Origin of the sequence: Streptomyces sp. NBC_01426, from assembly GCF_036231985.1 — a bacterium.
Lineage (GTDB): Bacteria > Actinomycetota > Actinomycetes > Streptomycetales > Streptomycetaceae > Streptomyces.
The window spans coordinates 4,526,387-4,541,011 of the sequence record NZ_CP109500.1; the positions used below are offsets into that span (position 1 = coordinate 4,526,387).

The 14,625-nt window shown below is 72.2% G+C and carries 12 protein-coding genes; 9 read left to right on the forward strand and 3 right to left on the reverse strand.

All coding sequences use genetic code 11. From position 1 onward, the window contains the following. Positions 1–20 precede the first annotated feature (20 nt). Entirely contained in the window at positions 21–824 is an 804-nt protein-coding gene (locus tag OG906_RS20115; protein WP_329444641.1) for an exodeoxyribonuclease III, read from the forward strand. Here OG906_RS20115 and OG906_RS20120 read toward each other — a convergent pair. Continuing rightward, the gene (locus OG906_RS20120; protein ID WP_329444643.1) at positions 806–1,528 is read right to left on the reverse strand and encodes a MerR family transcriptional regulator; all 723 of its coding nucleotides are present in this window, start codon (positions 1,526–1,528) and stop codon (positions 806–808) included. The genes OG906_RS20115 and OG906_RS20120 overlap by 19 nt on opposite strands. 222 nt (positions 1,529–1,750) lie before the next feature. Here OG906_RS20120 and OG906_RS20125 point away from each other — a divergent pair, with 222 nt between their 5' ends. From OG906_RS20125 to OG906_RS20140, 4 genes are all read left to right on the forward strand, one after another. Then, positions 1,751–3,457 carry a flavin-containing monooxygenase gene (locus tag OG906_RS20125; protein WP_329444645.1) on the forward strand — a complete coding sequence of 569 codons (1,707 nt, stop codon included), beginning with the start codon at positions 1,751–1,753 and terminating at the stop codon, positions 3,455–3,457. Beyond that, the gene (locus tag OG906_RS20130; protein ID WP_329444647.1) at positions 3,454–4,410 is read left to right on the forward strand and encodes an alpha/beta fold hydrolase; all 957 of its coding nucleotides are present in this window, start codon (positions 3,454–3,456) and stop codon (positions 4,408–4,410) included. Before OG906_RS20125 ends, OG906_RS20130 begins: the two co-directional genes overlap by 4 nt. Further along, the gene (locus OG906_RS20135) at positions 4,407–5,291 is read left to right on the forward strand and encodes an SDR family oxidoreductase (RefSeq protein WP_329444648.1); all 885 of its coding nucleotides are present in this window, start codon (positions 4,407–4,409) and stop codon (positions 5,289–5,291) included. The genes OG906_RS20130 and OG906_RS20135 overlap by 4 nt, the downstream gene beginning before the upstream one ends. Positions 5,292–5,386: 95 nt before the next feature. Then, entirely contained in the window at positions 5,387–5,560 is a 174-nt protein-coding gene (locus tag OG906_RS20140) for a hypothetical protein (protein WP_267800016.1), read from the forward strand. Positions 5,561–5,655: 95 nt separating this feature from the next. Here OG906_RS20140 and OG906_RS20145 read toward each other — a convergent pair whose 3' ends face one another. Next, positions 5,656–8,943 carry a S41 family peptidase gene (locus tag OG906_RS20145; protein WP_329444650.1) on the reverse strand — a complete coding sequence of 1,096 codons (3,288 nt, stop codon included), beginning with the start codon at positions 8,941–8,943 and terminating at the stop codon, positions 5,656–5,658. A 152-nt stretch (positions 8,944–9,095) separates the two neighbouring features. Here OG906_RS20145 and OG906_RS20150 point away from each other — a divergent pair, with 152 nt between their 5' ends. Next, positions 9,096–9,686: a TetR/AcrR family transcriptional regulator gene (locus tag OG906_RS20150; protein WP_267800018.1), complete on the forward strand. Its 591-nt coding sequence runs from the start codon at positions 9,096–9,098 to the stop codon at positions 9,684–9,686. Between the two features lie 107 nt (positions 9,687–9,793). Continuing rightward, entirely contained in the window at positions 9,794–12,001 is a 2,208-nt protein-coding gene (locus OG906_RS20155) for an MMPL family transporter (RefSeq protein ID WP_329444652.1), read from the forward strand. Between the two features lie 108 nt (positions 12,002–12,109). On the opposite strand, the gene OG906_RS20160 is transcribed toward OG906_RS20155, so the two are convergent. Further along, complete coding sequence (locus tag OG906_RS20160; RefSeq protein WP_329444654.1) at positions 12,110–12,535, reverse strand: SsgA family sporulation/cell division regulator; 426 nt, start codon at positions 12,533–12,535, stop codon at positions 12,110–12,112. 237 nt (positions 12,536–12,772) lie between these two features. Between OG906_RS20160 and OG906_RS20165 the strand changes: the two genes are divergently transcribed. Both OG906_RS20165 and cbiQ read left to right on the forward strand, forming a co-directional pair. Next, positions 12,773–13,840, forward strand: coding sequence for an energy-coupling factor ABC transporter permease (locus OG906_RS20165; RefSeq protein ID WP_329444655.1), 1,068 nt, complete (start codon positions 12,773–12,775; stop codon positions 13,838–13,840). Position 13,841: 1 nt separating this feature from the next. Then, positions 13,842–14,603 carry a cobalt ECF transporter T component CbiQ gene (gene cbiQ, locus OG906_RS20170; protein ID WP_329444657.1) on the forward strand — a complete coding sequence of 254 codons (762 nt, stop codon included), beginning with the start codon at positions 13,842–13,844 and terminating at the stop codon, positions 14,601–14,603. Positions 14,604–14,625 lie beyond the last annotated feature (22 nt).

The following is a 14,625-nucleotide window of genomic DNA, read 5'->3' on the forward strand; positions in this document are numbered from 1 at the left end:
GGTCCCGCTAAGGTGCTGGGATGCTCACCGTGACCACCGTGAATGTGAATGGGATCCGGGCCGCCGCGAAGAAGGGCTTCGTGGAATGGCTGGCGGGATCCGACGCCGACGTCGTGTGCCTCCAGGAGGTGCGGGCCGAGGAAGGGCAGATTCCGGTCGAGGCCCGGGAGCCCGAGGGCTGGCACACCGCGTTCGCGCCGGCCGCCGCCAAGGGGCGGGCCGGCGTCGCGCTGTACACGCGCAGGGCGCCCGAGGCGGTGCGGGTCGGCTTCGGGAGCGACGAGTTCGACGCCGCCGGCCGCTACCTGGAGGTCGACCTCCCCGGGGTGACCGTGGCGAGCCTGTACCTGCCCTCCGGCGAGGCGGGAACCGAGAAGCAGGACGAGAAGTACCGCTTCATGGCCGAGTTCCTCGACCACCTCGCCCGGCTCAAGGAGCGCGCCGCCGCCGACGGGCGCGAGGTCGTCGTCTGCGGCGACTGGAACATCTGCCACCGGGAAGCCGACCTCAAGAACTGGAAGACGAACCGCAAGAACGCCGGCTTCCTGCCCGAGGAACGCGAGTGGCTCGGGAAGGTGTACGAGCAGGCCGGGTACGTCGACGTCGTGCGCGCGCTGCACCCGGACGCCGAGGGCCCGTACTCGTGGTGGTCCTACCGGGGCCGGGCCTTCGACAACGACGCCGGCTGGCGGATCGACCTCCAGGTCGCCACCCCGGGACTGGCCGGCAAGGCCGTGAAGGCCTTCGTGGAACGCGCGGAGACCCACCCCGAGCGCTGGTCCGACCACGCGCCGGTGACCGTCGTCTACGAACTCGGCGTCTGAGGGCGCTGCTCCCGCTGCTCCCGTTGCTGGTGCAGCCGGTCCATCGCCATCGTCAGCTCGGCCTCGACCACGCTCTTGGCCAGCGGGCGCAGGCGCGCGACGGCCTCGTCCGCGATGTGGGTGGATATGAGCTCGGTGAACAGGGCCGCCATGGCGTCCGCGTGCTCGCGGACCCGGCGGCCCGTCTCCAGCACCGCCGCGAGCGGGACGCCCTCGCGGACCAGGGCCGAGGAGACGTCCAACAGGCGGCGACTGACGTGCACGATGGCGTCGCCGTCGGTGGCGAGGTAGCCGAGGTCCAGCGAGGCCGCCAGGTTCTCGGGGGTGACCTCGCCCTCGAAGTAGTCGGCCAGCGCCTCGGGTGACAGCCGGACCGGGGTCTCCTCCGACCAGCCGATGCCGAGCAGCTCTCCCAACTGGCCGACGTCGCGCCCGTTCTCGAAGGCCGCCGTCAGCTCGGCGATGCCGCCCAGGGTGTGGCCGCGTTCCAGCAGGCCGGCGATGGTGCGCAGGCGCGCCAGGTGGTGGTCGTCGTACCAGGCGATCCGGCCCTCGCGGCGGGGCGGCGGCAGCAGCTTGCGCTCCCGGTAGAAGCGCAGGGTGCGCACCGGGATGCCGGCCGCCTCGGCCAGCTCCTCCGTACGGTATTCGCGCACGGCACTCGGCACGGTCGTCGTCCTTGCTTCCGTCTCGTTGTCGGCCACGTGCGCAGCCTAGGCGGTGTCCCGTCCGTCGGGCGGTGTCCCGTCGATCGGGCCGGGCCCCGGGCGCCCCCGGGGCGTACCCGCAGTAACTTTCCCGGCTCGACCCCTACCCATGAGTACGAGGCTGCTCTACTCTCCCGATTGTGCCAGTGATTGCTGGCAGTGTTGCACTGGTGGTTGTGACTGGGCTGGGCTGGGACTGCGGAAGCGGAGGCGGCGGGCATGGGCGGCAAGGGTGACGGCGTGGACGGACGCGAGCACGTGAGGGTGGCGGTGATCGGGTCCGGGTTCGGCGGGCTCGGGGCCGCCGTGCGGCTGCGCCGCGAGGGGATCACGGACTTCGTCGTGCTGGAGCGCGCCGATTCCGTGGGCGGCACCTGGCGCGACAACAACTATCCGGGGTGCGCCTGCGACGTGCCCTCGCACCTCTACTCCTTCTCCTTCGCGCCCAATCCGGACTGGCCCCGGACCTTCTCGGGCCAGCCGCACATCCGGGCCTACCTGGAGCAGGTCGCCGACACCTTCGGGCTGCGACCGCACATCCGACTGAACTCCGAGGTCCGGCTGATGCGCTGGGACGCCGACGAGCTGAGGTGGGAGATCGAGACCTCGACCGGGAGCCTCACCGCCGACGTGGTGGTCTCCGCGACCGGGCCGCTGTCCGACCCGAAGATGCCCGAGATCCCGGGGCTCGCCGAGTTCCCCGGCAAGGTCTTCCACTCGGCCCGCTGGGACCACGACTACGACCTGCGCGGCAAGCGCGTCGCCATGATCGGCACCGGCGCCTCGGCGATCCAGATCGTGCCGGCCATCGCCCCCGACGTGGACCGCCTCACGCTGTTCCAGCGCACCCCGCCGTGGGTGATGCCGCGCACCGACCGGGCCATCTCCGCCTTCGAGCGCCGGCTGCACCGACGGTTGCCCTTCACCCAGGCCGCCCGGCGCGGGCTGCTGTGGGGGATCAGGGAACTCCAGGTCAGCGCCTTCACCAAGCGGCCGAACCAGCTCGGCCTGGTCGAGTCCCTGGCCAAGGCCAACATGGCGCGTTCGATCAAGGACCCGGTGCTGCGGGCCAAGCTGACGCCCTCGTACCGCATCGGCTGCAAGCGCATCCTGCTGTCCAGCGAGTACTACCCGGCGCTGGCCCGGCCCAATGTCGACGTGGTCGCCTCCGGGCTCAAGGAGATCCGCGGCTCGGTGCTGGTCGCCGCCGACGGGACCGAGACCGAGGTGGACGCGATCGTCTTCGGCACCGGGTTCCACGTGACAGACATGCCGATCGCGGACCGGGTGGTCGGCGTCGACGGCCAGACCCTCGCGGACGCCTGGAAGGACGGGATGAAGTCGCTGCGCGGCGCGACGGCCGCCGGCTTCCCCAACTGGATGACGATCATCGGACCGAACACCGGGCTCGGCAACAGCTCGATGATCCTGATGATCGAGTCGGCGCTCAACTACATGGCCGACTACCTGCGGCAGTTGGACACGCTGGGGGGCCGGACCGCGCTGGCGGCCAGGCCGTCCGCGGTGAACACGTGGAACCGGCAGGTGCAGTCGCGGATGGAACGGACCGTCTGGAACACCGGCGGCTGCACCAGCTGGTACCTGGACGCCAACGGGCTCAACACGACGGTCTGGCCGGGCACCACCGGCGCGTTCCGCCGCGAGACCCGCACCGTCGACCTCGCCGAGTACGAGGTCGTCCGCAGGGGCGGGGAACCGCGACCCGAGCGGGTCGCGGCGACGCCGGCGTCGGGGACCGCCCCGACCGGCCGGACCGCCCCGACCGGCCCGACCTCCCGCGCCGGCAAGGCCGCGCCCGAGGCCGTGCCGTCCGGGGCCGTCGCTTCCGGTGCCGTCGTGCCCGGGGGCGTCGTGTCCGAGGGCGCCCCGGCGGCGGCCGTCACGGCCGAGGGGAGCGCCGCGTGAGCCGCCGTCCCGCCCACGTGACGTCCGGGCCCTACGCGCCCCCGGTCGCGGGCCGGGAACTCACCGCCGTCTCCGCCGACGGGGCCCGGCTGCACGTGGAGGTGCACGGCGAGGCGAGCGCCCCGCCCGTGGTGCTGGCCCACGGCTGGACCTGCTCCACCGCCTTCTGGGCCGCCCAGATACGGGACCTGGCCCGGGACCACCGGGTCATCGCCTACGACCAGCGCGGCCACGGGCGCAGCCCCGTCGGGCTCCGGCACAGCACGACCGCCCTCGCCGACGACCTGGTGGCCGTGCTGAAGGCCACCCTCGCGCCCGGCGAACGGGCCGTCGTCGCGGGGCACTCGATGGGCGGCATGACGATCATGGCCGCCGCCGGGCGGCCCGAGTTCACCGAGCACGTCGCGGCCACCCTGCTGTGCAGCACCGGCAGCGGACGCCTGGTCGCCGAGGCACTGGTGCTGCCGGTGCGCGCCGGACGGCTGCGGACCAGGATCACCAAGGCCGTACTCGGCTCCCGCGCCCCGCTCGGGCCGGTCACGCCCGTCGCGAGCAAGGTGCTCAAGTACGCCACCATGGGGCCCGGTACCGCGCCCGACCGGGTCGAGGCCGTCGCCCGCATCGTGCACGGCTGCCCCGCGGCCGTCCGGTACGCCTGGTCGCAGGTCCTGGCCGACCTGGAGCTGGGCGAGAACCTGGCCCGGCTGACCGTGCCCACCGCCGTCCTCGCCGGTACCGGCGACCGCCTGACGCCCCTCACCCTCGCCCGCGGCCTGGCCGCCGCGCTGCCCGACTGCCGCGGGCTCACCGAGCTGACCGGCATGGGACACATGACCCCGATCGAGGCCCCCGAGGCCGTCACCCGTGCCGTGCGCGAGCTGACCGCCCTGTACGCGGGGGGCGCCGGGGACCGGCACGACCACGACACATCCCCGAAGGAGAAGACGCCGTGAGCGCTCGCAGGAGTCTGGAAGGTCAGGTCGCCGTCGTCACCGGCGCCGCCCGCGGAGTCGGTGAACTCCTCGCCCGCAAGCTGTCCGCGCGCGGGGCGAAGGTGGCCCTGGTGGGTCTGGAGCCGGAGGCCCTCAAGGAGGTCTCCGAGCGGCTGCACACCGAGAGCGACCACTGGCACGCCGACGTCACCGACCACGAGGCGATGGCCCGGGTCGCGCAGGAGGTCAAGCAGCGGTTCGGCAAGGTGGACATCGTCGTCGCCAACGCGGGCGTCGCCGCCGGCGGGCCGTTCGTCGACTCCGACCCCGACGCGTGGCGCCGGGTGATCGAGGTCAACCTGATCGGCGGCGCCGTCACCGCCCGGGCCTTCCTGCCCGTGCTGATGGAGAGCCGCGGCTACTTCCTCCAGATCGCCTCGCTCGCCGCGATCACCCCGGCGCCGATGATGACGGCGTACTGCGCCTCCAAGTCCGGCGTCGAGGCCTTCGCGCACTGCCTGCGCGCCGAGGTCGGGTACAAGGGAGTCAAGGTCGGTGTCGGCTACCTCTCCTGGACCGACACCGACATGGTGCGCGGCGCCGACCAGGACGAGGTCATGCGCGAGCTGCGGCAACGGCTGCCGTGGCCCTCGAACCGCACGTACCCGCTGGGGCCGGCCGTCGACCGGATCGTGGCCGGCATCGAGCGGCGCTCGCCGCACGTGTACGCGCAGTGGTGGCTGCGGGGGATGCAGGGCATGCGCGGCTACCTGCCGGGGATCATCGCGACCGTCGGACAGCGCGAGATGGCGCGGTTCGAACCGAGGCTCGGCGGCGTCTCCAAGGGGCTCGTCGGAGCGGGCGGGGCCGCGGACGAACAGGGACGCAGCACGTCCCGCTGATCCTGCCGAGGGCGGTGGAGGGGTCGATCCCGACCGAACCTCGGTCGTTAAGTGCCCGAAATGCACACTTAACGACCGCGTGGAAGTCTGGTCGCATGTCTATCAGGCAGCAGTTCCAGGACAAGGCGAGAGAACTCGAACGCAGGGCCGCGAAGGCCCGGGAAGCGAGGGACGAGGCGAAGGACGCGCCGGGGGACCCGATGCCGGCGGCGGTACGGGACCGGGCCGCCAGACCCCGTGACACGTTCGACCGGCCCTTCGAGGAGTAGGTCGAGGGGCGGTCGGGACCGGTGGGACGAGAACCGTGTGACGAGGGGCGGGACCGCGACCGCGGTCCCGCCCCTTCGACGTTCCCGTGCCGCCGCTACGAACCGGCTTGGCGCGGCGGCAACTTCGGGCGCCGCAGGTCCGGGACGTCCGCGTAGCCCGGGGGCACCGCCGCCGGGTCCTGCTCCAGCAGTTCCAACGCCAGGTGCACGGCGTCGTCGAGCACCGCGTGCCGGCCCTCCGCCCAGTCGAGGGGCGTGCGCAGGATCGCGAGGTCGGGCTCGACGCCGTTGTTCTCCACCGACCAGCCGTACTCCGGGAACCAGGCCGCGTTCATCGGCACCGTGATCACCGTGCCGTCGCCCAGGACGTGCCGGCCGGTCATGCCGACCACCCCGCCCCAGGTGCGCTGGCCGACCACGGGGCCGAGTCCCAACAGTTTGAACGCCGCGGTGATCATGTCCCCGTCGGAGGAGGTCGCCTCGTCGGCCAGGGCCACGATCGGGCCCCGCGGCGCGTTGGAGGCGTACGACACCGGCTGGGCGTTGCGCGTCAGGTCCCAGCCGAGGATCGAACGGGTCAGCTTCTCCACGACCAACTCGCTGATGTGGCCGCCGGCGTTGCCGCGCACGTCCACGATCAGCGCGGGCCGGGACATCTCCATCCGCAGGTCCCGGTTGAACTGCGCCCAGCCCGAGCCGCCCATGTCGGGGATGTGGAGGTAGCCGCACCGGCCGCCGCTGATCTCGCGGACCACCGACCGGCGTTTGGAGACCCAGTCCTGGTAGCGCAGCGGCCGTTCGTCGATCAAGGGGACGACCGCGACGCGGCGGGCCCGGCCCTCGCCGTCCTGCGCGAAGGTCAACTCGACGGTGGTGCCGCCCGCCGCGTCCAGCAGCGGGTACGGGCCGGCCACCGGGTCCACCGGACGGCCGTCGATGTGCGTGAGCACGGCGCCCTCGCGGATGCCGGTGCCGGCCAGGGGGGATCGGGCCTTGGAGTCCGAGGACTCGCCGGGCAGGATCCGTTTGATCATCCACGCGCCGTCCCGGCACACCAGGTTGGCGCCGAGCAGGCCGATGGCCCGCTGGTAGTGGGGCGGGCCCTCGTTGCGGCGGGCGGGGGACACGTACGCGTGGGAGGTGCCCAGTTCGCCGAGGACCTCGCGCAGCAGGTCGGCGAACTCGTCGGGGGAGGCGACCCGTTCGACCAGGGAGCGGTACTGGCGCAGCACCCCGTCCCAGTCGATGCCGCACATGTCGGGCTCCCAGAAGTAGGCGCGGATCAGCCGGCCGGCCTCCTCGTACGCCTGACGCCACTCGGCCGCCGGGTCCACCTCGTGCAGGATGCGCCGCAGGTCCAGGTAGACGGTGGAGTCGCTGTCGCCCGACTCGGTCGAGGGGACGGCCCGCAGGTCGCCGTCGTCGTTGATCACCAGCCGGGTGCCGTCGCCGCTGACCGCGAACCAGTCCAGTCCGGAGGCGAGTTCGCTCTTGCGGGCCTTGGAGATGTCGTAGTGCTCCAGCGTCGGCTTGCCGCTGGTGTCGGAGGGGTTGGCGAAGGTCTCGCCGAGCGCCCCCGAGATCGGCCAGCGCAGCCACACCAGGCCGCCGCCGTTGACCGGGTACAGGGCCGAGTACTTCGACGCGGTGACGGGGAAGGGCGTGACCCGGCTCTCCAGTCCCTCCACCTCCACGGTCACCGAGCCGTCCCCGTCGCCGGACTCGCCCTCCACCGGGTCGAGTCCGCCCGCCGCGGGGCGGCCGTCGGGGGAGAAGGCGAACGGCGAGGGGGTCGCGGAGGACAGCGGCACCAGGTACGGGCGACAGCCCAGCGGGAAGGACAGGTCGCCGGTGTGGACGTCGTAGACCGGGTCGAAGCCGCGCCAGGACAGAAAGGCGAGGAACCGGCCGTCCCGGGTGAACACCGGGTTCTCGTCGTCGAAGCGGCCGTTGGTGACGTCCACGACCGTGCGGGTGCCGGGGCCGGCGATGCGGGCCATCTTGATCTGGCGCAGCGAGCGTCCGATGCCCGGGTGCGACCAGGTCAGCCAACAGCCGTCGGGGGAGAACGCGATGTCGGTGACGGGCCCGTTGATGGAGCGGATGAGTTCGGTGACCTCCCCGTCGGCCTCCTCGGTGGCGTCGATCAGCAGCAGCCGACCGTCGTTGGAGGCGACGGCGAGCCGTTCCCCGTCCGGGTCGGAGAGCAGCTCCAGTACGCGGCCCAGCCGGCCCGAGGCCAGCCGGCGGGGCTCGCGGTCACCGGAGGCGCGGGGCAGGTAGGCGATCTCGATCGCGTCCTCGCCCTCCGCGTCGGTCACGTACGCCACCTGCCCGCCGCTGCCGAGCATCTCGGGCAGCCGGACCCGTACGCCCGGGGTGTCGGCGATGGTGCGGGCCGGGCCGTCGCGGTGGGTGAGCCAGTACAGGCTGCCGCGCACGACGACGGCGCTGGCCCGGCCGGTCGCGTCGACGGAGAGCGAGTCGACGTGGTGGGCCGCCGGGATCTGATAGCTGCGCCGGCCGGCGCGGGGGCCGCCGAGGCGGACCTCCAGCTTGCGCGGGACGGCGTCCGGGGCGAGGGAGTCCACGAGCCAGAGGTCGCCCGCGCACTGGTAGACGACCCGGGTGCCGTCGCTGGAGGCGTGCCGGGCGTAGAACTCGGCGTGGTCGGTGTGGCGCCGCAGGTCGGTGCCGTCGGGGAGGCAGGAGTAGAGGTTGCCGATGCCCTCGTGGTCGGAGAGGAAGGCGATCCGGCCCGCGACGAACATCGGCGAGTCGAGGTGGCCCTCGACGTCCTCCAGCAGCCGCCGGCCGTGCAGCCAGAGCCGGCCGGTGGCGCCGCCCCGGTACCGCTTCCAGGCGGCGGGCTCGTGCGGGGGCTTGCCGGTGAGCAGCAGGGTCCGGCGCTCGCCGTTCGGTTCCTCGCGCACGGCGATGTCGGACACCGGGCCCCAGGGGAGCTTGCCGCCGGGGCTGCCGTCGGTGGGCAGGCTGTAGGCCCAGGAGTAGTACGAGAAGGGCTGGGCGTGCGAGGAGACGGCCAGGATGTCGCTGCGGCCGTCCTTGTCGGGCGGGGTCCAGCCGCAGACGCGGGTGTCGGTGGAGCCCCAGTGGCTGAGCCGGCGGGCCGGGCCGCCGTCCACGGGCGCGAGGTGGATCTCGGGGTCGAGGCTGCGCCAGGTGGTGAAGGCGATGTGCCGGCCGTCGGGGGAGAACCGCGGGTGGCCGACGCGGGTGCGGTCGACGGTGATCCGCCAAGCCCGGCCGGCCGGGCCGTCGGGCGGAGCCAGGGGCGCCACCCAGAGGTCGTCCTCGGTGGCGAAACACAGCAGGTCGTCGTGCAGGTGCGGGAACCGGAGGTACGCGACGTCGTGACTCACCCCCCAATGCTTTCCGCGCGGAGGGGCCCTGGCAACTCGTACAGGTGATCCATGACACTCCTCGAAGCGAAACGGAACGGTTTCGTTTCGTTCGGCGGGGAGGTACTCTCGCAGGAGTACGAAACCGTTTCGTTCGGATGGGAGGACCGGGGATGCCCGAAGAGGTCGCGTCGCGGCGCAGCCGGATCACCCCCGAGCGGGAAGCCGAACTCCACGGGGCGGTCCTCGACCTCCTCCGCGAGGTCGGGTACGAGGCGCTGACCATGGACGCGGTCGCCGCCCGCACCAAGTCCAGCAAGGCCACGCTCTACCGCCAGTGGGGGAGCAAGCCCGAACTGGTGGCCAAGGCCCTGCGCTGCACCCAGCCGGTCTCCCTCCGGGAGATCGACACGGGCAGCGTGCGCGGGGACTTCGCCCTGATGGTCGAACACTCCGACGACGCGCAGATGGCCAAGGACACCGCGCTGATGCGGGGTCTGGCCCATGCCGTCCACGAGAGCCCGGAACTCCACCAGGCACTGCGCGACCTGCTCGTCGATCCCGAGATCAACGGGCTGCAGATGATGTTGCAGCGCGCGGTGGACCGGGGCGAGATCGCCCCGGACTGTCCGGCGCTCGACTTCGTACCGCACATGCTCATCGGGGCGTTCATCGCGCTCCCGCTGATCGAGGACCGGTCGGTGGACCGGACGTTCCTCGGCCAGTTCCTGGATGCCGTGGTCTTCCCCGCCCTCGGCGTCTGAGTCCCCACGCACGACCCTTTCCGCTGCTCCTGACACGCCGCTCTCGTCGTCGGGCCGGCTCACCACGCCCTGTCCCATCCCACGACCCGAACGGGAGAACCACCGACGTGGCCACCTTCCTCTACCGCCTCGGCAAGGGCGCCTTCCGGCGCCGGCGCCTCGTCGCCCTCGTGTGGGTGGCGCTGCTGTTCGTCGCCGGCTTCGGCGCGGCCTCGGCGTCCGCGCCCACCTCAGGCTCCTTCTCGATACCCGGCACGGAGGCCCAGAAGGCCTTCGACCTGCTGGAGCAGCGCTTCCCGGGCATGGCCGCCGACGGCGCCACCGCCCGTATCGTCGTCAAGGCGCCGGCCGGCGCCAAGGTCACCGACCCCGGCACCAAGACCGAGGTCGAGAAGATCATCTCCGGTCTGCAGAACGGCCCCGGCGCCGAGCAGATCGCCAAGATCGACGACCCCTACCAGGTGAAGGCCGTCAGCCAGGACGGTTCCACCGCCTACGTCAGCGTCAAGTACGACGTCAGCGGCATGGAGTTGAAGGACGACACCCGCGACGCCCTGAAGGTGTCCGGCAAGGCCGCCCAGGACGCCGGGCTCACCGTCGAGATCGGCGGCGACGCGCTGATGGCCGCGCCCGAGACGGGCTCCGGCGAGATCATCGGCATCGCCATCGCGGCGATCGTCCTGGTCATCACCTTCGGCTCGCTGATCGCGGCCGGACTGCCGCTGCTGACCGCGCTGATCGGCGTGGGCATCGGTGTCTCCAGCATCACGGCGCTCGCCAACGTGCTGGACCTCGGCTCCACCACCTCCACCCTCGCGATGATGATCGGCCTCGCCGTCGGCATCGACTACGCCCTCTTCATCGTCTCCCGCTACCGCGCGGAGCTCGCCGAGGGCCGGGAGCGCGACGAGGCCGCCGGCCGGGCCGCCGGAACCGCCGGCTCCGCCGTCGTCTTCGCCGGTCTGACCGTGGTCATCGCCCTGGTGGGCCTGGCCGTCGTCAACATCCCGATGCTGACCAAGATGGGCGTCGCGGCCGCCGGCACGGTGGTCATCGCGGTCCTCGTGGCCCTGACCCTGGTCCCGGCCATCCTGGGCTTCGCCGGCAAGAAGGTCCTACCGGCCGGCGCCAAGAGCAAGCTGTTCGGCAAGGGCAGGCCGAAGGCCGAGGGCGCCGAGCCCAAGGCCAACGGCGGCACCCGCTGGGCCCGCTTCGTCCTGCGCCGCCCGATCATGGTGCTGCTGGTCGGTGTGATCGGCCTCGGCGTGGTCGCCATCCCGGCGAGCAAGCTGGAGATGGGCCTGCCGGACGACGGCGCCCAGCCGGTCTCCACCACCCAGCGCAAGGCGTACGACCTGCTGTCCGACGGCTTCGGCCCCGGCTTCAACGGCCCGCTGATGATCGTCGTCGACGGCGACAAGGCGCTCGCCGACTCCACGGCCGACCGGATCAAGGGTCTGGAAGGCGTCGTGGCGGTCACCCCGCCGATGCTGAACAAGGACGGCGACGCGGCGATCATCAACGTGATCCCGAAGGACCGGCCCTCCTCGGTCGAGACCGAGAACCTGGTCCACGAGATCCGCGACGGCAGCGGGGACGACGTCCTCGTCACCGGCGCCACCGCGATGAACATCGACTTCTCGCAGAAGATGAACGACGCGCTGCTGCCCTACCTGGCGCTCGTGGTCGGTCTCGCCTTCCTGCTCCTGATGCTGGTGTTCCGCTCGATCCTGGTCCCGCTCAAGGCGGCCCTCGGCTTCCTGCTGTCGGTCGTCGCGGCCCTCGGCGCGGTCGTCGCGGTCTTCCAGTGGGGCTGGCTCGGCTCGCTCTTCGGGGTGGAGCAGACCGGTCCGATCATGTCGATGATGCCGATCTTCATGGTGGGCGTGGTCTTCGGCCTGGCCATGGACTACGAGGTCTTCCTGGTCACCCGCATGCGGGAGGCGTACGTCCACGGCGAGCGCCCGGGCCAGGCCGTCGTGACCGGCTTCCAGTACAGCGCGCGCGTGGTCGTGGCCGCCGCCGTCATCATGATCGCCGTGTTCGCGGGCTTCATCGGAGCCAGCGAGCAGATGGTCAAGATGATCGGCTTCGGTCTGGCCGTCGCCGTCTTCTTCGACGCCTTCGTGGTCCGCATGGCCATCGTCCCGGCGGTACTGGCGCTGCTCGGCCACAAGGCCTGGTGGCTGCCGAAGTGGCTCGACCGGCTCCTGCCGAACGTGGACGTGGAGGGCGAGAGCCTGCGCAAGCACCTCGGCGACTCCGGCGACTCCTCGGAGGGCCCGGACAAGGACCGCGAACTGGTCAACGCCTGACCGTCGGCGCCTGACCGTCATCGCAGCAAAGGCCGGCCCCGCACCCGAAGCACCGGGTGCGGGGCCGGCCGCGTTCGCGCCCGTCGGGCGGGTGCGGTGGCGTTGGGCCTAACGGGTGGCGGGCTCGCCGGCCGGCTCGACGGCGCCCGCCGCCGCGGGGGCGTACGTACGGCGCAGGAAGCGGCGCAGCGCCGAGAGGTCGAACTGGACCACCGCGACGCCCTCGGGGGAGTGGAACTCGACGACGGCCTGTACCCGACCGCACGGCCAGACCCGCACGTCGCCGGTCCCGGTCGGGGCGGTCAGGCCCGCCTCCAGGAGGGCGCGGGGGAAGACCCACTCGTTGTCCGTGCCCTCGGGGGACAGGTCGGCCGGGAAGACGATCCGTACGGCCAGCGGCTCGGCGGAGGTGAACCGCAGGAGGACCGGAATCGCCCGGTAGAGCGGATCGTCCGTGATCACACGGGCGCGTACGCGCTCCTCCACGGCGGTGGTCACCTCGGTCATGTGGGGGTCATCGGCGGTCGCTGACATCGACACCGCTCCTACACATCGGAACATATGCGTCTGTATTGCCCCCAGCCTCGCACATTCCCACGAATCCGCGCGCCGCTATTTGGGGCGCGCACGCTCTTGCCAACGGTTTGCAAGTGGGCACTATTCTTGAACGGTTAAAGATTTTGTCAGCGCAACACCGGCCCGAACCCCCACGCGCCCCACTGCCACGAGCCTTACCGCCGTGAGCCTTACCGCAGGAAGCGGAGCAGACACATGCATGTCCCCGACGGCTTCATCGACGCCCCCGTCTCCATAGCCGCGGGCGTCGCCGCCGCGGGCGCGGTGGCGGTCAGCCTCCGCGGTGCCCGCCGCGAGCTCGACGAGCGCACCGCCCCGCTCGCCGGCCTGGTCGCCGCGTTCATCTTCGCCGTGCAGATGCTCAACTTCCCGGTCGCCGCCGGCACCAGCGGCCACCTGCTGGGAGGGGCCCTCGCCGCGATCCTCGTCGGCCCCTACACGGGCGTGCTCTGCGTGTCCGTGGTCCTGCTCATGCAGGGCATCCTCTTCGCCGACGGCGGCCTGACGGCCCTCGGCGTGAACATCACCGTCATGGGCGTGGTCACCGTGGTCATCGCCTACGCGATCTTCCGCGGCCTGGTCAAGGTGCTGCCGACCGGCCGGGCCTCGATCACCACCGCCGCCTTCGCCGGGGCCCTGCTCTCGGTGCCCGGCGCGGCCGCCGCCTTCACCGCGATCTACGCCGTCGGAGGGACGACCGACATCCCGGTGGCCAAGGTGTTCACCGCCATGGTCGGAGTCCACGTCCTCATCGGCATCGGCGAGGCCGTCATCACGGCCGCGACCGTGGGCGCCGTCCTGGCAGTCCGGCCCGACCTCGTCCACGGCGCGCGCGGACTGGCCACGCCGCTGAAGCTGCGCATCGACGGCGAACTCGTCGACGCCCCCACCGCCGCCCCCACCGCCGCCCCCGTGCCCGTCGCCGCCGCCCGCTCCACCAAGCCCGTGTGGATCACCGGCCTGGTCACCGCCCTCGTGCTGGCCGGTGTCGTCTCCTACTACGCCTCCGCCAGCCCCGACGGGCTGGAGAAGGTCGCCGCCGACAAGGGCATCGACGCCCACGTCGAGGAACACGCCTCCGCGAACTCCCCCGTCGCCGACTACAGCGTCAAGGGCGTCGGCGACGCCCGGCTGTCCGGCGGCCTCGCCGGGATCATCGGCGTCGGCGTGACCGTCGTCGTCGGCACCGGCATCTTCTGGGTCGTCCGCCGCCGCCGCGCCGAGGACCTGACCGCCACCTCCACCTCCGTGCCCACCGCCTGACATGGGGGCCGGCCACACCCACAAGCTCTACCGGCACGGGCACTCGCCGATCCACGCCCTGCCGCCGCACTGCAAGCTCGCCGCGACCTTCGCGTTCGTGCTGGTCGTCGTGTCCACCCCGCGGGAGGCGATGTGGGCCTTCGGCCTGTACGCCCTCCTGCTCGCGGCGGTCACGGCCGTCGCCCGGATCCCGGCCGCCTTCGTGCTGCGCCGGCTGCTGATCGAGGTGCCGTTCGTCGCCTTCGCCGTGCTCATGCCCTTCGTGGCGGAGGGCGAGCGGGTCGAGGTGCTCGGCATGTCGCTGAGCGTCTCCGGCCTGTGGGGCGCCTGGAACGTGCTCGCCAAGGGCACCCTCGGCGTGGCCGCCTCCGTCCTGCTCGCCTCGACGACCGAACTGCGGGCGCTGCTCCTCGGCCTCCAACGGCTGAAACTGCCGCTGCTGCTGGTCCAGATCGCCTCCTTCATGATCCGGTACGGCGACGTGATCGGCGGCGAACTCCGCCGGATGTCGATCGCCCGCCGCTCGCGCGGGTTCGAGGCGCGCGGGATCCGGCACTGGGGGGTGCTGGCCAAGACGGCCGGCGCGCTCTTCATCCGGTCCTACGAACGCGGCGAGCGGGTCTACCTCGCGATGGTCAGCCGCGGCTACTCCGGCTCCATGCCGGTGATCGACGACGTCGCGGCCACGCGCGCCCAGTGGGCGTACGCGGCCGTGCTCCCGCTGGCGGCGCTCGCCGTCTGTCTGATGGGGTGGACGCTGTGAACGTGCCGGGCGGGATGGCCGC